This window comes from Sediminibacterium sp. FW305-C-269 (assembly GCF_058231045.1).
The window spans coordinates 1,072,779-1,092,695 of the sequence record NZ_JBIQXQ010000001.1; the positions used below are offsets into that span (position 1 = coordinate 1,072,779).

Annotated in this window: 12 protein-coding genes; 9 read left to right on the top strand and 3 right to left on the bottom strand. The window is 46.5% G+C overall.

Going from position 1 to position 19,917, the window contains the following annotated elements:
• Positions 1 to 24: 24 nt before the first annotated feature.
• Complete coding sequence (locus tag ACH3Y6_RS04620) at positions 25 to 2,490, bottom strand: TonB-dependent receptor (protein ID WP_490834410.1); 2,466 nt, start codon at positions 2,488 to 2,490, stop codon at positions 25 to 27.
• 171 nt (positions 2,491 to 2,661) lie between these two features.
• Here ACH3Y6_RS04620 and ACH3Y6_RS04625 point away from each other — a divergent pair, with 171 nt between their 5' ends.
• From ACH3Y6_RS04625 to ACH3Y6_RS04635, 3 genes are all read left to right on the top strand, one after another.
• Positions 2,662 to 5,232 (top strand): cation-translocating P-type ATPase, encoded by a 2,571-nt coding sequence (locus ACH3Y6_RS04625; protein ID WP_490834411.1) that lies wholly within the window; start codon positions 2,662 to 2,664, stop codon positions 5,230 to 5,232.
• 161 nt (positions 5,233 to 5,393) lie between these two features.
• On the top strand, positions 5,394 to 6,578 hold the full coding sequence (locus ACH3Y6_RS04630; RefSeq protein WP_490834412.1) for a cation:proton antiporter: 1,185 nt from the start codon (positions 5,394 to 5,396) through the stop codon (positions 6,576 to 6,578).
• Positions 6,579 to 6,691: 113 nt separating this feature from the next.
• Entirely contained in the window at positions 6,692 to 8,425 is a 1,734-nt protein-coding gene (locus ACH3Y6_RS04635; RefSeq protein WP_490834413.1) for a glycoside hydrolase family 13 protein, read from the top strand.
• 24 nt (positions 8,426 to 8,449) lie between these two features.
• Here the strand turns inward: ACH3Y6_RS04635 and ACH3Y6_RS04640 are convergent, their stop codons facing one another.
• A complete protein-coding gene (locus ACH3Y6_RS04640; protein WP_490834414.1) occupies positions 8,450 to 9,865 on the bottom strand; it encodes an alpha-L-fucosidase in 1,416 nt (471 codons plus the stop codon).
• 203 nt (positions 9,866 to 10,068) lie between these two features.
• Here ACH3Y6_RS04640 and ACH3Y6_RS04645 point away from each other — a divergent pair, with 203 nt between their 5' ends.
• The 6 genes from ACH3Y6_RS04645 (at position 10,069) to ACH3Y6_RS04670 (ending at position 18,325) form a co-directional block, all read left to right on the top strand.
• Positions 10,069 to 10,530 (top strand): GNAT family N-acetyltransferase, encoded by a 462-nt coding sequence (locus ACH3Y6_RS04645; protein ID WP_490834415.1) that lies wholly within the window; start codon positions 10,069 to 10,071, stop codon positions 10,528 to 10,530.
• A 232-nt stretch (positions 10,531 to 10,762) separates the two neighbouring features.
• Entirely contained in the window at positions 10,763 to 11,245 is a 483-nt protein-coding gene (locus ACH3Y6_RS04650) for a TlpA family protein disulfide reductase (protein ID WP_490834416.1), read from the top strand.
• Positions 11,246 to 11,568: 323 nt separating this feature from the next.
• Complete coding sequence (locus tag ACH3Y6_RS04655; protein ID WP_490834417.1) at positions 11,569 to 14,748, top strand: SusC/RagA family TonB-linked outer membrane protein; 3,180 nt, start codon at positions 11,569 to 11,571, stop codon at positions 14,746 to 14,748.
• Between the two features lie 25 nt (positions 14,749 to 14,773).
• Positions 14,774 to 16,564, top strand: a complete 1,791-nt coding sequence (locus ACH3Y6_RS04660; RefSeq protein ID WP_490834418.1) for a RagB/SusD family nutrient uptake outer membrane protein — start codon at positions 14,774 to 14,776, stop codon at positions 16,562 to 16,564.
• A gap of 134 nt (positions 16,565 to 16,698) precedes the next feature.
• The gene (locus ACH3Y6_RS04665) at positions 16,699 to 17,538 is read left to right on the top strand and encodes an endonuclease/exonuclease/phosphatase family protein (protein WP_490834419.1); all 840 of its coding nucleotides are present in this window, start codon (positions 16,699 to 16,701) and stop codon (positions 17,536 to 17,538) included.
• A 118-nt stretch (positions 17,539 to 17,656) separates the two neighbouring features.
• On the top strand, positions 17,657 to 18,325 hold the full coding sequence (locus ACH3Y6_RS04670) for a hypothetical protein (protein WP_490834420.1): 669 nt from the start codon (positions 17,657 to 17,659) through the stop codon (positions 18,323 to 18,325).
• Between the two features lie 27 nt (positions 18,326 to 18,352).
• Here the strand turns inward: ACH3Y6_RS04670 and ACH3Y6_RS04675 are convergent, their stop codons facing one another.
• Positions 18,353 to 19,687 carry a helix-turn-helix domain-containing protein gene (locus tag ACH3Y6_RS04675; RefSeq protein ID WP_490834421.1) on the bottom strand — a complete coding sequence of 445 codons (1,335 nt, stop codon included), beginning with the start codon at positions 19,685 to 19,687 and terminating at the stop codon, positions 18,353 to 18,355.
• Between the last annotated feature and the right edge of the window lie 230 nt (positions 19,688 to 19,917).

A 19,917-nucleotide genomic window follows, 5' to 3' on the forward strand; every position in this document is an offset into this window, starting at 1 on the left:
GATCTTCTGTTCTTTATTCAGCCATCAGAATTCAACGATCAGTCCAATAGAAGGAATGAAACTGGCCGAATCATCCTGCAACAGGATGGGGATGGCATTGCTGCCATCAGCTTTCAACGCCCTTCCGTCTGTTGTAATGAAAGCCGTGTTGTTGGCATTCCTCGTGAAAGTGAAATCGGGTATGGGTTGGTTACGTGCCCGCAGGAAATTGGTGATGTCCAGGAACAGGTCGATGGTGGTCTTCCTGAAATTCCATTTTTTATCGATGCGGATATCAGCCGAATGAAAACCCCGTAAGCGTAAACTGTTCAGTTGCGCATAATCGAACACCCCCCTTCCCAGCGAAAGATAATTCAGGCGTGAGGCGGTCATGTCATACGGAGTATAGGGTGCCCCGCCCTGGTAGCGGAATTTCATGCCCAACTCCCAGTTGCGTTTGAACTTATACCCCCAGGTAAGACTTAAAAGGTGTTTATTGTCCCAACTGCTGGGCAGGTAATTCCCATTGTTACCGCTGTATTGGCTCCGGTAGAAAGTATATGAGAAAATCCCAAAGAACCGTTCGGTCAGTTTTTTCTGGGCAAACAATTCAACGCCCCAGGCTTTTCCCTTTCCATTGGTGATCACTGCCTCATTACCCAGCACATCGAAATTGCCACCCAGGTTGGCCAGTGAAATGCCGTTGCGGACCGATACCGGCACGTTATCATACAATTTATAGAAGGTTTCTGCGGTAAAACGCAGTCCATCATTGGGCAGGTATTCGACACCGGCCACATAGTGGTCGCTTCGCTGGTAGCGACTGTTCTTGTTTACCAGTAAACCGTTGTTATCGGCAAAACCCAGAATGGTATAGGGTGGCAGTTTGTAGTAGCGACCGGCAGAAATATTGGCCGTCCATTTATCTGCCAGCACATAACTGAACGAGATCCGGGGCGATAAGGTTTGCAGGGGCTGATTACCTTCGGATGTAAAACTGTTCATGTCGGTACGTAAACCGCCACTGATGCCCAAACGGTTATCCAGGAAACGTTTGCCCGCCTGTACAAAAGCGCCATACCGCCAGAAGCCGGACAGGGGACTGTTGAAGTTCACTGTGACCGCTGGCTGGATCAGGTTGCCGGCACTGTCTTTCAGTTCTTTCCGGATCACGCTGAACGAGCGGTTCTGGTACTGTACGTATTGCAGGGAAGCGCCGTAACTGATCTTCCAGCCTGCTATGTTCTTGTTCACATCTACCCGCAGTTTGTTCTCTGTTTCTCTTGAAGTGTAATCGAGTGTGCGTTGTGAGGGTAGTTTCAGGGTGTTGTCCTCAAACGATTCAATGGCATTGTCAAAAGCATTGCGGCTGAGGGCCCAGTTCACATACCCGTTCCGGATGAGTTTCTTCAGGCTCAGTCCGAACGTGTAGTTCCATTGGTTGATGGAGGGGTTGGCGTTGATGATGTATAATTTTTCCGGAGTGGCTTTTTTTACCGGCGCCAGGCTGAATTGGTCGATCGCTCCCAATGCCATGAAGGATAAACTGGTCTTGGGGTCGATCTGCCGGGTGATCTTGGTCTGGAAATCCCAGTAGTTGGGACGTATGGGCAGATCGATGGCAGAGAACAGTAATTGCAAATAAGAGCGGCGCGCCGATGCCAGGAAACTGGTTTTCCTGTCTTTCGACATAGGTCCTTCCAGTGTAGCCGATACGTCCGTGGCGCTGATACGGGCATTGCCCTGGAACTTATTGGTATTACCGTTGCGCTGTTTGAACTGGAATACGGAACTCAAAGCGTTATCGTACCGTGCATCAAAAGCGGAAGAGTTGAGTTTCACGTCTTCGATAAAAGAGATGTTGAGCATACCCTGCGGACCGCCCGAACTTCCCTGTGTCTGGAAGTGGTTTAGCACCAGGATCTCGATCCCGTCCAGGTAATACACATTCTCATTGGGTGCGCCGCCGCGGATGATGATATCGTTGCGGAAACTGCCGCCTTCCGCGCCGCCGCCCACTCCGGGTAATGCCTGAATGGCTTTGCTGATGTCGAAATTGCCGCCGGGGTTACTCCGGATCTCTTCCAGTGTTAAACGCTGTACGCTTAAAGGGCTTTCCAGTGTGGCAGCTTTGGCCGTGCGCCGGTTATTGCTTACCACAACGGCTGCCAGTTCGGTTACCTGGAGTTCCAGTTCTATGTTCACCGTGTATTCATTACCCGCGCTCAGGATGATATTGTATAAACTGAGCGATTGGTAGCCGGTGGCCCTTATCTCAATAGTATATGTCTTTAAAGCTATGCCGGTGATGCGGAACAGGCCATTGGTATCGGTGAGTGCTGCTTTGGTACTGCCCTTAATGCTGATAGCTGCGCCGGCAATGGGTTTTTGTGAACGTTTATCCAATACAGTGCCGGAGATACGGCCATTGTCCTGTGCATAGGTAACAAGAGCAGTCATACTGCCGATCACGATCAGAAACATTCTCCATAATCTTGCTGCAGGAAACATGGGGTATTGTTTAAGTTCTGGAATCCTATTTGAGTTTTACTGTTAACAAAGAAAGTTGTATTTGGTTGAAGGAGATAGTCGTTTTCTTCGATTATTTGTTGAACGGATGCCTCAGCAGGTCTTAAGGATCACCTACCCGTATTCTTGCGTAACTTTAGGCAAAGCCAAACTATGAACTGGCATCGCCTGAGCATCGAAACCGTTTTTGAACTGATGGGATCAGCCCCACAGGGACTGAGTTCGCTGCAGGCAGAGGAGAAACTGCTGGAACAGGGTCCGAACCAACTGGAAGAAGGTAAGCAAAAAACAGCCATTGGTATATTGCTCGCGCAGTTCAAAGATGTGATGATCCTGATCCTGCTGGCTGCTGCGGTTATTTCGGCGGTTATTGGCGAAGCTACTGATACGCTTGTCATCATCATCATCGTGTTCCTGAATGCGCTCATCGGTTTCTTCCAGGAATACCGGGCCGAAAAAGCCATGCAGGCACTCAAACAGATGAGCACCACGCAGGCAAAGACCATGCGCAACGGGGTAGTGACCTGGTTGCCCGCCACCGAACTGGTGCCGGGCGATATTGTGTTACTGGAAGCCGGTAATGCTGTTCCCGCCGATATCCGCATCATCGATTCCATCAGCCTCAAAATAGAAGAAGCGGCACTCACCGGAGAGTCGATGGCCGTGGATAAAATTGCCGCCACCCTGGAAACGGAAGAGCTGCCGCTGGGCGACAGGCTCAATATGGCATTCAAAGGTACCTATGTGACCTATGGCCGCGGCAGCGGTATTGTGATCGCTACCGGTATGCAGACCGAACTGGGCCGTATTGCCAAAATGCTGCAGGAAGAAGAAGTGCAGACGCCACTGCAACAGCGCATGGCATCCTTTGGAAAAAAACTATCGGTGATCGTGCTGATCCTGTGCTTGTTGTTCTTACTGGTGGGCTGGCTGCGCGGGGAGGGTCTGCTCAAAATGATCATGACCAGTATTTCATTGGCGGTAGCAGCCATACCCGAAGCCTTGCCTGCGGTGATCACCATTTCGCTGGCATTGGCAGCCAAACGGCTGGTACAGTTCAATAGCCTGATCAGGAAATTGCCTGCTGTAGAGACCCTGGGTTCGGTCACTTATATCTGCACGGATAAAACAGGCACTCTTACCAAGAATAAAATGCATGTTGAGCAGGTGTATGTGAATGGCCACCTGTACGACCGCAACGAACTGGCTGAAGTGAAACACCAGAAAGAGGTTTCGCTGCTGCTGCACGCATTTGCCCTGAATAACGATACACTGTTCGATGGCAACAGTATGGTGGGCGATAGTACCGAGATCGCCCTGATGGAAGTTTCGAATGAACATTATATACGTCCTGCCGTTTGGCCCCGTTTGTCGGAGATCGCATTTGATGCCGACCGCAAACTGATGACTACTTTCCATGAACACAATGGCAGGATCATTGCTTTTACCAAGGGAGCCCCCGATATGCTGCTCACCCGCTGCGAAAAGGTGGAGGCAGACGCCATACACCACCAGGTGAACAGCATGGCTGCCCGAGGTTTGCGGGTACTGGGTTTTGCTTACCGCTATTGGGATGAAGTGCCCGCTAATCCCAATAGTGATCAGCATGAAAAGGAAATGCATTTCCTGGGCCTGGCCGGTATGATCGATCCACCGCGGGAAGAAGTGTACGGTGCCGTGGCGCAATGCAAGACCGCCGGTATTGTTCCGGTAATGATCACCGGCGATCATCCGCTTACTGCCCAGACCATTGCCAGGCGTATCGGCATTGTCAGCAGCGAACAGGACCTGGTGATCAGTGGTCGGCAATTGTCGGCGCTGGACCATGCCGCATTTGCTGAAAAAGTGGAACAGATCAAAGTGTATGCACGTGTATCGCCGGAACAGAAATTACAGATCGTAAAAATGCTGCAGGAAAAAGGGCATTACGTGGCCATGACAGGGGATGGGGTGAACGATGCCCCCTCGCTCAAACGGGCCAATATCGGTATCGCTATGGGCATCACCGGCACGGATGTATCAAAGGAAGCAGCACATATGATCCTGCTGGATGATAATTTCTCTACCATCGTTAAAGCCATCAAGGAAGGCCGCAGGATCTACGATAATATCTTAAAGTTCATCAAGTACCTCATGACCACCAATTCAGGCGAGTTGTGGACCCTGCTCATGGGGCCTGTACTGGGCATGCCCATTGCCTTATTGCCCATTCATATCTTATGGATCAACCTGGTATCAGATGGGTTGCCGGCCATTGCCTTATCGTTTGAGAAAGCTGAAAAGAATATCATGCACCGGCCACCGAGGCCGCCACAGCAAACGGTATTTGCCAATGGACAGGGTGCGCACATGATCTGGGTTGGAATGTTGATGGGCACAGTGGCACTGAGTATGCAGGCATGGGCCATTGCAGAAGGGTTGCATTGGCAGACCATGGTGTTTAATGTATTGTGTTTGTCACAGATGGCGCATGTAGTGGCCATACGTTCGCAACACCAGTCTGTTTTCCGCATCGGCCTGTTCTCTAATCCGCTGTTGATGGGTTCGGTACTGCTTACCCTGCTGCTGCAGTGGGCGGTCACCTATCTGCCGCTGCTGCAAACAGTTTTTGCAACACAAGCCCTGGATCTTCGTGAGTTCATCATTGTGGGCGCTGCTTCCACTATTGTGTTCATAGGTGTGGAACTGGAAAAAATGATCATGCGCAGAAAAAAACACCTGTAAACAGGCATGTGTTTACAACAGTAGTCCTATTCCTAAGGGTTCATGATATGATTAACTTCCTGTAACTGGGTACAAAAACTATGTTAATCTGACCGGTTGCCATGATTCATACTGCCATATGTTTTGTATTTTGAAGAATATCATTATTCAAAATACGGCGCATGACCAATGCTATCATTATCACTCTTTGTGTTTTATTGCTGATCGCTTATGTATTTGACCTTACCTCATCCAAAACAAAAATCCCTTCGGTGATCCTTTTGTTATTGCTGGGTTTTTTAGTGCGTGAGTTGGCAGGTATTCTGGATCTTTCCCTGCCCGATCTTACCCCTGTATTGCCGGTGCTGGGTACTATTGGGTTGATATTGATCGTACTGGAAGGGGCGCTTGAACTGGAGTTCAATGCTTCCAAAACGCCCCTGATCAAACGCTCTGTTGCCGTAGCTTTGTTGCCCATGCTGGCATTGGCTTTTGGCCTCGCCTGGGTATTGCAACAGGTGGGTGCTTATGATTTTAAAGACAGTCTGACCAATGCCATCCCGCTCTGTGTGATCAGCAGCGCGATTGCTATACCCAGTGTAAAATCACTTGGACAACACAACAAGGAATTTGTGATCTATGAAAGCAGCCTGTCTGATATCCTGGGTGTGCTACTGTTTAATTTTGTGGCACTGAACGAATTCATTAATCTGTATACGATAGGTGGCTTCTTCATGCAATTGCTGGTGATTGCTGCAGTCTCGTTTGTGGCAACCATTGGTTTGTCCTTGCTACTGAGCCGCATTGACCATTCCATAAAATTTGCACCCATCATCCTGCTGGTGATACTGATCTATGAGGTATCAAAAGTATACCATTTGCCGGGCCTGATCTTTATCCTGCTATTCGGGTTGTTCCTGGGTAACCTTGATGAATTGCAGCATATAAAATGGATCCATAAACTGAATCCGGTAGCCTTGAACAAGGAAGTGCATAAATTCAGGGAGATCACTACAGAAGCCGCATTCCTGATACGTTCCCTGTTTTTCCTGTTGTTCGGGTACCTGATCGAGACCGCTGAGCTGCTGAATACGGAAACATTGGCGTGGGCAGCAGGTATCGTAGTCGCTATTTTCCTGCTGCGTGCCATACAGCTCAGACTGTCGGGCCTGCCATTGAAACCACTCCTGTTCATTGCACCACGGGGTTTGATCACGATACTTTTATTCCTATCCATAACACCTGCCAGCAGTATCCCGTTGGTGAACAAGTCGCTGATCATACAGGTGATCATTCTCTCAGCATTGGTGATGATGTTCGGGTTGATGACCACCCAGACAAAAAAACAGCACACCCCTGCACAGTAAGCCCTTTGTTGCAAAGACCATACCCGGGAAACATAACAAAATGCAGGATTCCTGTTATGCTTGGTCCGGTCATTGTCGTAGATTTATTGCTGTCAACCTTAAAATATCCCGTTATGTTCTTTACCCGATCGCTGGCTGCTGTATCCGCTATGTTACTTATTTTGTACTCCTGCCAGAACGGCCCTGCCAAAAAAGATCCTGCATTAGACAGCAGCGAACAAAAATGGTGGAAAGAAGCCATCGTATACCAGATCTACCCACGCAGTTTCAAAGACAGTGATGGCGATGGTATCGGTGACCTGAAAGGCATCCTCTCCAAACTGGATTATATCAAGAGTCTGGGTGTTACGGCGGTATGGTTAAATCCAATCTACAGCTCACCGAATGATGATAACGGGTATGATATCAGCGACTATCGTAACATCATGCGTGAATTCGGTACCATGGCGGATTTTGATGCCTTGCTGAAAGGGCTGCATGACCGCAACATCAAACTGGTGATGGACCTGGTAGTGAACCACAGCAGCGATGAGCATGAATGGTTCAAGCAAAGCCGTAGCTCACGTACCAGCAAATACCGGAACTACTACCACTGGTGGGATGCGGAAAGGGGCAAACCCAACTACCGCTACAGCCTGTTTGATGTGAACCACGATGCCTGGAAATACGACTCGCTCATCAACAGTTACTACCTGCATTATTTCTCACGCAAACAACCCGACCTGAATTGGGAGAACCCCGAACTGCGCAGGGAAGTGTATGCTATCATGAAGTTCTGGGCCGATAAGGGGGTCGATGGTTTTCGGCTGGATGCTTTTGGTTTTGCGGCCAAAGACACCAGTTTTCCTGCATTCCCCAAAGCGTATGAGAAGGACTTCATGAAATATTATTCCATGGTGCCCGGCATACACGATTACCTGAAAGAGATGCACAGGGAGGTATTCAGCAAATACGATGTGATGAGTGTGGCAGAAGGTGCCGGTAACAGTTTTGAAGATGCGCATAACCTGGTAGATGCTTCCCGCAAAGAGCTGCATATGGCATATGCTTTTGAAGGCGTGGATATTGCCAAAGCCGGCGGATACAGCCTGCAGCATTTTAAACAGGTGTACAGCAAATGGGACAGTGCTTTCGCCAAAGATGGCTGGTTGTCCATTTTCCTGGCCAACCACGACCAGGCAAGGATGGTCAGCCGCTTTGGTAATGACAGCCCGGAGTTCCGCGACCTGTCTTCCAAAATGCTCACCACTTTCATCATGACGATGCGCGGCACCCCCTATTATTACAATGGTGATGAGCTGGCCATGACCAATGCAGGTTTTACCAAGATCGAAGATTACCGGGATATGCCTACACTGAACGAGTACAGGAACCAGTTGGCCCATAAGGGGGATATTCCTGCTTTCCTCAAACGTATGCAGTTCGAATGCCGCGATAACGGTCGCACACCCTTTCAGTGGGATGGCAGCCTGAATGCCGGGTTCAGTAGCGGTACACCCTGGCTGCAGGTGAATAAGAACTATACGCTCATCAACCAGGCTGCCCAGGAAAAAGATCCGAATAGCGTACTCCATTACTTCCGTAAAACTGTGGCGTTGCGCAAAAACAATCCGGTGCTTGTATATGGCAAATACACGATCCTGGATAAAGACAATCCCGCGGTCTATGCCTACACACGCGAGTGGCAGGGCAAAACTTTTTTAGTGATGCTGAATTTCACCGCAAAACCGGCAACGGTGCAAACAGGGGTTGATATGCGTAAGGCCCAACTGTTGTTGAATAATTACGCAACACCGGCTACCAATGGTGATCTGCGTCCTTACGAGGCAGTGGTGTACCAACTATAAACCAAACGGTGACACCAGTTTGTTTTATCGTTCTATTGCAAAGACCAGTGCTTCTGTATCGGCTATTGGGTTATACCTGAGGGTCAGGCCATCAGCGGTTGCCGCTGTCCTGATCTTTTGTTTACTGCCCAGTAGCTGTACTTTTTTGGCATCGGTAAAAATGCTTCCTCGTAATGTCAGTTCTCCCGTCTGGATCTCTTTCTCTGCCAACTGGTAAATGGCATAAATGGTCTTGCCCTTGCGGGTAAACACAAAATTGCCCTGCCGGGGAAGATCAGGATCGGCTTCTGTATCATAAATGGCTTCCTGGTTGATCTTCACCCAGGCGCCTACCTGTTGTAAGCGTTCATAGGCAACCGGGTCCCATTCCCCGTCGGGACCAGGGCCTACATTGAGCAGCAGGTTCCCGTTTTTACTGATGATATCCGTTAACAGGTGAATGATCCTGCGAGATGATTTGTAGGTGTCGTTGGGTACGTAGGACCAGGAATTGCCCATGGTGATGCAGCTTTCCCAGGGGTAGGGAAGATAGGCAGCAGGCACAGCCTGTTCGGGTGTGACATAGTTCTCATACTCTCCGTGTACGGTGCGGTCAACCACCAGTAAGCCGGGCTGGTAACTGCGGCTCATGGCGGCGATCCGGGCCATGTCAATATCCTGGTTGTATGGAATGGTGCGCTGCCATTCTACAGCAGTATCGATACTGCTGTAGGGTCTTACCCAGCCGCCATCCAGCCAGAGAATATCCATTTTGCCATATTCACTCATCAGTTCTTTGATCTGGTGATAGGTGAAATCTTTAAAACCCTGCCAGCGTTCAGGATATTTTGCAGGGTCATACGATACATTCCGGCTTTTGGGTGGAAAATATTTCCACCAGTAGTGATCAGTGTTCCAGTCGGGTTTGGAAAAATAGGCCCCGATCATAAAATCCTGTTTACGGAAAGCATTGAATACTTCTTTGGCCACATTGGCCCTTGGGTTGGAAGAAAACGGGGTTTTGCTGCTGGTGATCTTATAATCGGTCTGGTGTGTGTCGAACATACAGAAACCATCATGGTGTTTGGTGGTGAACACCAGGTATTTCATACCGGCTTCTTTAGCTGCTGATGCCCAGCGTTCGGGATTGAAGCGGGTTGGATTGAATGTGGTTTGAAGATTTTCGTAGGCTTTCAGGTAAGTATACCAGTTGCCGGCATAGGGACCGCGCCGTTGTGTCCAGCCCTCATCTTCCGGGCAGATGCTCCAACTCTCCACAACACCCCACTGGCTATATGTACCCCAGTGCATCAGCAAACCGAATTTGATCTTTTTCCATTCGTTCAGTTTCTGTTGTACCAGTGTATCAGAAGGAGGTAGGTAACGGTAGCTGGCCGTATGCTCCTGCGCAGAGAGTTGCAGGCAGTAACTTGTCAGTAACAGGCAAAGCATTTTTCTCATACCGGTAAGATACGAATTTGCAGGAACCGCTACCAGGCAGTTGTTTCGGGAAAATTTTTCAGGAACCCGTCAGCGATCACGATAATAGGCCTGGCATCAAAGAGCCGGACAACAGGTATTGGCAGATCGTATTCATGTATGGTAAATGAATCTGGTATCTTTGTCTGCAAAACCATCAACCATCCCATCATACCTGTTCCGCTATGCAAACACTGATCACCCGGCCTGCTACGGCAGCCGATATAAACACGCTCCGTTTATTTGAACAAGGCGTGATCGAAGCCGAAAGGCCTTATGATCCTACACTTAAAAACGGTACCATCCATTATTACGACCTGGAACTGCTGATTAACTCACCCGCTTCTGTACTCATGGTGGTTGAGCTGAATGGTGAGCTGGTAGCTTCGGGATATGCCCGTGTGGAAACTGCCAAACCGTACCTGCAGCATCCGCAGCATGCTTACCTGGGTTTTATGTACACCCATCCCACGCACCGGGGCAAAGGTTTGAACAGGCTGGTACTGGATGCGCTGAAACAATGGGCCCGGGAAAGGGGGATTACGGAATTGCGCCTGGATGTATATCATCATAACCAATCCGCTATCCGTTCCTACGAAAAAGCGGGTTTCAGTCAACTGATGATCGAAATGCGGATGGGGATCTGATTAGTGTCTGTTGATGGATACCTGTATATTTTTTGCCGGATAATTTCAGTAATTGGGTATACTGTTCAGGTTTATGGTAATGAATACCAGCTAAGTCCCATCTATTGACATACTGTTAACTTGTGTATAGTTGTACTGGTATTGACCATGTAGGATACATACTTTTTATAGACACTGTTTTCAGAAAGATCCCTATCAGTATGTAACAGGGATCTTTATTATCTTCATTCTTATGAAACGGAAAATGAGCCTGGTACTATTGTTCTCTGTGTTATTGAGCACTTCTATGGCACAAACGCCTGCCCAAAAGATCCCTGATTTCCGTTTTATCAGGAAGAGCGGTGCTGCATTTACCCGCCAGGACCTGGCAACCGGCAAACCGGTTTTTTTTGTCTTTTTCGATATTACCTGTGAGCATTGCCGGATGAGTCTGCAATACCTGAATGGTCATTACCGTGAACTGAATAAGGTGGCACTATATCTGGTAACTATGGATCCTGGTCCCAGTGCAGAAGCTTTCCTCGCCAGCGTAGCACCGCAATTGGCAAAGCAACCCAATGTTTTATTGCTGCGAGATACCCGGCAGCAGTTCATCACTCTTTTTCAGCCTAAGAAATTTCCATCTCTGTTCCTGTATTCTACAAATCAGCAACTTGTTCTTTATAGTAATGAAGAAAAAGACCTTCCTGTGTTTCTGAAATTGATAAATAAATGAAGCAGTATCGTTCCCTTCTTTTTATTCCACATGATTGAATAGTGTGTGAAAATCTTTGCGCTGAAAGCTTATTAAGTCAGAACCTTTCTTTTAGAGCGGTATACATGAATAATATCAGACATAATCTAATATCATTTTAGTCCAGACTGCATGTAAACGAATTCACTGGAATTGTGATAACAATCCTGTTGGATACCGTTTCGTAACCTTATCTTAATGTTCACACAAATGTTAAACAAATCAAAACGAGTTTCTTTGCAAAAAAGATTAAAATGAAAAAAGGAATAGCGTTTTTGATTTTAATTTCATTTTTTGGATGTGCAATGTCTTCTGCGCAAACTGTGATAAAAGGTGAAATTAAAAACGAAAAATCCGAACCGCTTGGCGGTGTATCCGTGCTGCTGGAAAATGCAGCATTGAAACTGAAGAAGACGACCGTTACAGGTGCTGATGGTGTGTTTGCCATTGCTAATCTTGCAAAGTCCGGCGCCTACAAGCTTACTTTTTCTTATGTTGGCTATGGCACCAAAGTGATAGAGAATGTGGTTGGTGGTGATGATAAGATGATCTCGGTTAGCCTGGCGCCTTCCAAATCAGAGCTGGATGATATTGTAGTGGTGGCGTATTCCACCCAGAAAAAAGTAAATCTTACCGGCGCCGTAGATCAGGTATCGGGCAAAGTATTGGAGAATCGCTCGATGTCTAACTTCTCACAGGGTATCCAGGGTTTTATTCCTAACCTGAACCTGGTGATGGGCGATGGTAAACCTACCCAGTCGCCTTCTTATAATATCAGGGGTAATACTTCTATCGGCCAGGGTGGTAGCGCGTTGATTCTGATTGACGGTGTTGTGGGAGACCCGGCTTTGCTGAACCCCAATGATGTGGCCAATGTAACGGTACTGAAAGATGCTGCATCTGCAGCCATCTATGGAGCAAGGGGCGCTTTTGGTGTGGTATTGATCACTACCAAAAATCCAACGAAAGGGAAAACGAGTATCACCTATTCAACCAACTATTCAAGTAAATCTCCGATCGTAAGACCGAGTTATGTAACCAACGGTTACACATTTGCAAAAATCTTCAACGACGCATGGAGTGCCTGGAACGATTATTCGCAGTTTCCGCAAAATGTGAACAAAACCGTGAAATTTTCACAGGCCTATCTGGCTGAGTATAAGAACCGTAACGATAATCCATCTTTATCTAAAGTGGATGTGAATGCCGATGGAGAATATGTTTATTACGGAAATACTGATTGGTATGATATCCTGTATAAGAAAAATACCCTGGCAGCGGATCATAATATTTCTATCAGTGGAAGTAATGAAAAAGCCAGCTTTATGATCACTGGCCGTTATTATGGTCAGGATGGACTGTTTCGCTACAATTCTGATAATTACAAAATGTATAATTTCCGGGCAAAAGGAACCATCCAGGTACTACCCTGGTTGCGTTTTGAGAATAATGCCGATTATGCCAATATGCTGTACCATAACCCGCTGAATGTGGGTGAGGGTGGAGGTATCTGGAGAAATATTTCAGATGAAGGTCATGAAATGTCGCCACTATTTAATCCCGATGGTAATCTGTCATACTCGGCTGCATATACTGTAGGTGATTTTGTGTATGGGAAAAACGGGATCGATTTCAACAAACGCACCCTGCGCAACAGGGTTGGTTTTGTTTCTGAATTCTTCGGGAATACTTTCCGCGTAAAAGGAGATTTCACTATCCAGAATGTAGATGATAATTCCAAAACTATCCGGGTTCCTATACCATACAGCCGTAAGCCGAATGTTATTGAATATATCGGTACCACTACCAATGATATTACAGACAGCTATACGGAAACCCAGTATCTCGCTGCCAATATTTATGCAGAATATGAGAACAAGTTCAAAGAAAAGCACTATTTCAAGGTACTTGCCGGTTTCAACAATGAACAGTCTACATACAAAGGTCTTTCTACCACACGTAACGGATTGATCTATGATAATGTGCAGAGCATTAACCTGGCATTAGGTACTGCGATCACCACTGCCGGACCTTATGAGCAGTGGGGTGTACGAGGAGGGTTCTTCCGTATGAACTATGGGTTTGACGACAGGTACCTGCTGGAAGTAAATGGCCGTTATGATGGTTCTTCCAAGTTTCCTAGCGATAAGCGTTATGCTTTCTTCCCATCTGTATCGGGTGGCTGGAGGGTATCCAAAGAACCTTACTGGAAATTGTCAAAAAATATTATTTCCGACTTCAAGATCAGGGCTTCTTATGGTTCATTGGGTAATGGTAATATTGCTTCCTATGCTTTTATGGAGCAGTTTGGTATCAGCCAGTCTGGACGTGTATTGGGTGGCATCCGCCCGCAAACAACCGGTCAGCCTTCTGTATTACCCGATAACCTTACCTGGGAAAAAGCCACCACCACCGACATCGGCGTAGACGCTTCTTTCCTGAGAAATAAACTGACACTGAGTTTCGACTGGTACGTACGGAACACAAAAGACATGTTCACCAATGGACCAACCCTGCCTGCTGTATTTGGTACCAGTGTGCCCAAAGGCAACTATGCCGATCTGAAAACCAAAGGCTGGGAGGTCGTTGCTTCCTGGAGAGACAATATTACCGTAGCGCACAAACCTTTTAATTATGGTATCAGGTTATCATTGTCTGATTACCAGTCAGAGATCACCAAATACAATAACCCGACCCAGCTGCTGAGTGATTATTATGTGGGACAGAAACTGGGTGAGATCTGGGGATATGTTACTGATGGATTCTTTACAGCCGCTAATATTGGTGAAGCTTCCAAGCAGTCTCTGATCAAGAGTTCCAATTCCGGAACTACTATGATCGGTGATGTGAAATTCCTTGACCTGAATGGTGACGGAGTGATCAATACCGGAGCTAATACCGTTTCTAATCCCGGCGACCGCCGTATCATTGGTAACGCGCAACCCAGGTATTCATTTGGCGCTTTGTTTGATTTTGACTGGAACAATTTCTTCTTCAGTGCTTTCTTCCAGGGGGTAGGTAAACAGAGCTGGTGGCCAGGTGCAGAAGCAGACGCTTTCTGGGGTCCTTATAACAGACCTTATAACCGCGTGCCATCTGAAATGGTTGATAAAATCTGGTCCGAAGCTAATCCCAATACTTATTTTCCGCGTTTGAGAGGTTATATCGCCCAGGGTACCGGACGTGCACTGAACGTAACACAAACTCAGTACCTGCAGAACGTTGCCTATATCCGGTTGAAGAATGTACAGTTGGGATACAATCTGCCTCAGTCACTGATTAGCCGTCTAAAACTCACACAAGCCAAAGTATATGTTTCAGCAGATAACGTGTGGACCTATTCACCTATGTACAAGATCACCCATAATCTTGACGTGGAAAATATCCAGGGTTCAGACAGGGTGTTGACCAGTGGCACCAGCGGAAACGGACAGAACTACCCAATCCTGAAAGGTTGGACAGTGGGTATCACCATTGGTTTATAATTGATCACAATTCATTAATTCAGCTATGAAAAAGATACTTTTCTCCATAAGCATATTAACATTGATCCTGTCAGGTTGTAAGAAACTGGATCAGGAACCGCAGGCTACGGCTTCTAAAAGCGCTGTATTTGGCAATGAAAAAGGGCTACAGTTGTATGTGGCATCATTTTACAATAACCTTCCTTCCGGAAACGATGTGGTAAGAGCAGATGCTATGAGCGATTATGGTGCACGAACAGATGTGCCGACTTTCCTTACAGCCAGTGGTTTTACAGCTCTGCAAAGTTCAGGCTGGAGCTGGTCGCCACTCAGGAACATCAACTATTTTATTGAAAACTGTACAGATCCTGCTGTGCCGGTTGCGGTTCGTCAGAACTATATCGCTATCGCGCGGTTCTTCCGTGCTTTGTTTTACTTTGATAAGGTGCAGCGTTTTGGCGATGTACCCTGGTATGGTAAAACTATTGACATCGCCGATTCTGTAAACCTTTACAGGGCAAGAGACCCGCGTAAACTGGTGATGGATTCTGTACTGGCCGATCTGGATTTTGCCAGCAACAATATTACGGCAACCGATGCGACTCGTAGTATGATCACCAAATATGTTGCCTTAGCATACAAATCAAGGATTTGTCTGTTTGAGGGAACATTCCGTAAATACCATGGCGGAACAGGTGGACTTACTAACGCCATTGCATCCACTGCTGACCAGTGGTTACAGCAGGCAGCAGCGGCGGCGGATAAAGTCATTACTGAAGGCGGCTTTAAACTGAATACGGCCAGTGGAACAGACCTCTCTTATCGTCAACTCTTTATCAGTAAACAACCAGTAACCTCCGAAGTTATCCTGAGCAATGTGTCAGATGCCACCCTGAACGTATTGAACGATGCGAACTGGTACTGGACCTCGGCCACGTATGGATCACGTCTTAGCTTTACAAGGACCTTTGTAAATACCTATCTCAATATAGACGGCACACCGTTTACCGGAACCGCCGGCTATCAGACAAAAGTATTTGCCGATGAGGTGAAGAACCGAGACAAACGCCTGCAGCAAACCATCCGCCTGGGAACTTATAAAAGAATTAATGGCGGAGCCCAGGAAGCGGCTCCTCCGGTATTCTCTTATACCTATACAGGTTACCAGCCTATCAAATGGTGTCTGGATGATGTATATTTTGACGGAGGTACCCGTAACGATAACTCAATTTCACTTATCAGGTATGCAGAAGTACTGCTGAACTATGCAGAAGCCAAAGCAGAACTGGGGACTCTTACAGATGCCGATTGGGCAAAAACTATTGGGTCATTACGTTCCAGAGCTGGTATCACCGGAGGACTGACCAATAAGCCCGTAACGGCTGATCCATACCTGCAAACCAATTATTTTCCGGGGATTACCGACCCGTCTATTCTGGAGATCAGACGTGAGCGGGGTATTGAGCTGGCATGGGAAGGGCTACGTTTCTCTGACCTGCTTCGCTGGAAAAGAGGAGACCTGCTCACGCAAACCTGGAATGGATTTTATGTTCCCGCTCTCAATACACCTATGGATCTGAATGAGGATGGTAAAAATGATGTGTTGTTTTACAGCGGTACTGCACCTGCGGCCATTGCAGGAGTAACATTCATTAATGTGTCACCAACACTTCCTAACGGATCAGTAAATCCACAGAGATTAAGTGGCGCTACTTCAGGTGAAATTACTTGGCTGAATAATTCTGTGAGAAAATGGGAAGATAAAAAATACTTGTACCCCATTCCAACAGCGGACCTGCTTATCAATCCAAAGCTGGGGCAGAACCCGGGATGGTAACAGTGTTAGCTAAGCAGTAATCATCAGGGATGCTAAGAGGGAATATGCCGCTACGTGCTGTTCCCTTTTGCATTGCCGCAAATGATGGTCCGGTATTTGTTACATGGCCACTGTCTAAATTTATAAATGACTGTATGAAAAAAATCGTTCTCATTTTGTGTTGGTTCTTGACAGGCATGCTTGCGCTAAGAGCCCAAAAAATTACTATAGGTACCTTTAATTTACGTTACGATAATCCGGGGGATTCGGGGAATCTCTGGAAAAACAGGGCGCCCATAGCTTCAGCGCTGATACGTTTTCACGATTTCGATATTTTGGGAACCCAGGAGGGGCTGAGAAATCAGCTCGACGACCTGCAGAAAGAGCTTCCTGAATATACTTTCTATGGAAAAGGAAGAGATGATGGCCGGTTCAAAGGGGAACACTCTGCTATTTTCTACAAGAAAGAAAAATACGACCTGCTGGATAAAGGTGATTTCTGGTTATCCGAAACGCCTGAAAAACCAGGTTTTGGCTGGGATGCAAGGATCAACCGGATCTGTTCGTGGATTAAACTCCGAGATAGGGAAAGCAAAAAAAGTTTTTATGTATTTAATGTACATTTTGATCATCGCGGTGTGGTTGCCCGTGTGGAGAGCAGTAAACTGATTATGAAAAAGATCGTTGAAATTGCCGGTGATCAGCCAGTAATACTTACAGGCGACTTTAACGGAAACCACCAAAGCGAGTGGTACCAATTTATCCAGAACAGCAATCTTTTAAAAGATGTTTTGCAACAAGTGCCACATCCTTACCAGAACAATGGTAGCTTTAACAGCTTTAAAACAGATAATCCATCGAAAGATATTATCGACCATATTTTTCTTTCTGCTCATTTTACAGCAATACGGTATGGTATACTCACAGATACTTATCATGGTAAGTTCCCTTCTGATCATTACCCCGTGCTGGCAGGTGTTGAATTTCGTAAATGAGAAGAGTGTGCAATAATGCAAAAGGTCCGGGCAGATGTAACTGCCGGACCTTTTTTATTCAGTGGGATAAAAAACGTATAAGAAAAGATACCTATTTTTCAGGCTAAAATAGCGTGTGATGGGAACTCCCAAGTCAGACCCGCGACTGATTTCCTTTAAAACACTGGTACAATCCATAGGCTGGATGAGTGTTTTGTTGCCTGCTGCCATGCTGGTAGGTAACTACCTGTTTGGGCACTGTTATACTATACAGGATTCGGTGAGCGATTATTATTATACCATTACCGGCGACCTGCTGGTGGGTATGTTATGTGCGGTGGCGCTGTTCCTGATCTCCTACAAAGGATATCCCGGCGACCGGTTAGACGGGTTTTTATCGACCTCGGCGGGTATACTGGCATTAGGGGTGGCGTTTTTTCCCACCAATGAAACCAGCACAGACAGTTGCGCCATTGTTCATCTGCCGCTGAATGAACTGCGTAATAACCTGCATAATGTGTTTTCTGCCGCACTATTCCTCATACTGGCGGCCATTTCGCTGTTCCAGTTCACCAAAAGCAGGGGTGTGGTCATTACCCGCCAGAAAAAACAGCGTAACCGGGTGTACCATATTTGTGGGGTGTTAATGCTGGTATGTATTGTATTACTGGCACTCTATACGAATCTGCGTGATACAATGACATGGTTAAAAGCCTATAAACCTGTTTTCTGGCTCGAATCCGGCGCTTTGCTGGCATTCGGGGTCTCCTGGCTGGTGAAGGGAGGGTTGTTTTTGAAGGACAGGTAACAATGAATGAATGAATGAGTGGATGGATTAGGAAACGCTTATATCGCTGGGTAGCGTATTTTTTAATGGGAGACCAAGTGTATTGGTATTGTCTTGGAAATAGCTGAAGTCATTGTTTGGCTCTGTGTGTTGTTTCTTGGAGAGGTTGAAATACTCCGAAGGCGTCATCCCTTTTCTTTTTTTGAAGGCATTGATAAAACTGGTCCTTGAATTAAAGCCTACTTTATTGCCTAAGGCTTCAATGGTATAGGAAAGTAAGGAATCGTCTTTTTGCACCAGGTTGCAGAGGTGGTCTATTCTCAGGTCATTGATGAATTCATTGAAATTCTTTCCCAGGTACTGGTTGATGAATGCCGACAAAATATAGGTAGGCAACTGTATCTCTTTGCTTAGGTCTTTGATGGAATAGCCTGTTTTGATGAACGGATGGTTTTTGGAAAAATGTTCTTCTATCATAGACTCATACAAAACGGCATCAGCATGCGGTATGCTTTTTTTCTTGCTCAGATGATCTGTATTTGTAACGCTTGGTATGGCTTCTTCCATCGGCTTCACCGCTTTCTCTTCAGTTGTAACGGGTGATTCCTGAAGCCATCCCTTCATGCCATAAAGTATCTCCGGTTTCACTACTAAATAGGCACAGATAAAAAGTATGGTGAGCCCGACATTGGTAAGGATCAGGTAGTCCAGACGAAATACATTGCTTACATGCAAAGTCATTTCAATAAATACGAGCAGGTAACTGATCGACATGATATAGGTGAACGATTGAAGCCAGGTAAATACGGTCTTGTTGTGAAGGTTGAACTGTTGTTGGTTATTGACCTTAGCTTTCCACTTCCAGATCAGCCTGCACTGCGCAGCAAGGAAAATAACGCCCAGCAATATTCTGGCCACTGCCATCCAGCCCTGTGGGAACAGCCCCTCGGGCTCTACCAGGATCAGTTTGAGGTTGGTCAGGTTGCTTTTGATAACAGCCACTTTTTCTTCACGGCTTAACAGGTAAAATGGGATACGGTGAATGAGGTAGATAGGTACCGGAATAAAATATAGCCAGTCAGTACGTTTTAATCGGAAGGTTTGTTCTAAAACAGAACGTACATATAAATAAGACAGTGGTCCTATACAGAAGATCGTCCAGGCCATTAACCTGTAGAAAAGCGGGAAAATGATAAAATAGTTGGTTACATACGCTGCATTGGTAAGCATTACATATGACAGGATGGCAATGATCATGGCAACCAGGTTGGGTGCCAGGCTTTTTTCCTTGTTCACAAAAAAAAGGATCAGTGAAACAAATAGTCCCAGGCTGCCGGTCAGGAGGCAGACGACGAATAAAATCGAGTCCTGTGTAATGCCCATTGTTACGATGCGATTTTGCGCTCAAGCCCCTTGTATAAGGGGTGTTCTGAATAGATAAGCTGACAAATTTAAATCGAGTTTTTCCCGCATAGCTTAAAACGACCGGTCTATTTTCCAAAATCAAACTTATTCGGCAAAAAATGTTAAAAATAATGCATTGAAATCCTGTGAAATAGCTGATTTTCGCCGGATCCGCATGAAAAATATCTTATTCTGCTAACGCTCTTCTG

Coding starts and splice junctions, on each gene's coding strand:
- ACH3Y6_RS04620 (WP_490834410.1), bottom strand. CDS start 2,490: ATGTTTCCTGCAGCAAGATTATGGAGAATGTTTCTGATCGTGATCGGC.
- ACH3Y6_RS04625 (WP_490834411.1), top strand. CDS start 2,662: ATGAACTGGCATCGCCTGAGCATCGAAACCGTTTTTGAACTGATGGGA.
- ACH3Y6_RS04630 (WP_490834412.1), top strand. CDS start 5,394: ATGACCAATGCTATCATTATCACTCTTTGTGTTTTATTGCTGATCGCT.
- ACH3Y6_RS04635 (WP_490834413.1), top strand. CDS start 6,692: ATGTTCTTTACCCGATCGCTGGCTGCTGTATCCGCTATGTTACTTATT.
- ACH3Y6_RS04640 (WP_490834414.1), bottom strand. CDS start 9,865: ATGAGAAAAATGCTTTGCCTGTTACTGACAAGTTACTGCCTGCAACTC.
- ACH3Y6_RS04645 (WP_490834415.1), top strand. CDS start 10,069: ATGCAAACACTGATCACCCGGCCTGCTACGGCAGCCGATATAAACACG.
- ACH3Y6_RS04650 (WP_490834416.1), top strand. CDS start 10,763: ATGAAACGGAAAATGAGCCTGGTACTATTGTTCTCTGTGTTATTGAGC.
- ACH3Y6_RS04655 (WP_490834417.1), top strand. CDS start 11,569: ATGTCTTCTGCGCAAACTGTGATAAAAGGTGAAATTAAAAACGAAAAA.
- ACH3Y6_RS04660 (WP_490834418.1), top strand. CDS start 14,774: ATGAAAAAGATACTTTTCTCCATAAGCATATTAACATTGATCCTGTCA.
- ACH3Y6_RS04665 (WP_490834419.1), top strand. CDS start 16,699: ATGAAAAAAATCGTTCTCATTTTGTGTTGGTTCTTGACAGGCATGCTT.
- ACH3Y6_RS04670 (WP_490834420.1), top strand. CDS start 17,657: ATGGGAACTCCCAAGTCAGACCCGCGACTGATTTCCTTTAAAACACTG.
- ACH3Y6_RS04675 (WP_490834421.1), bottom strand. CDS start 19,687: ATGGGCATTACACAGGACTCGATTTTATTCGTCGTCTGCCTCCTGACC.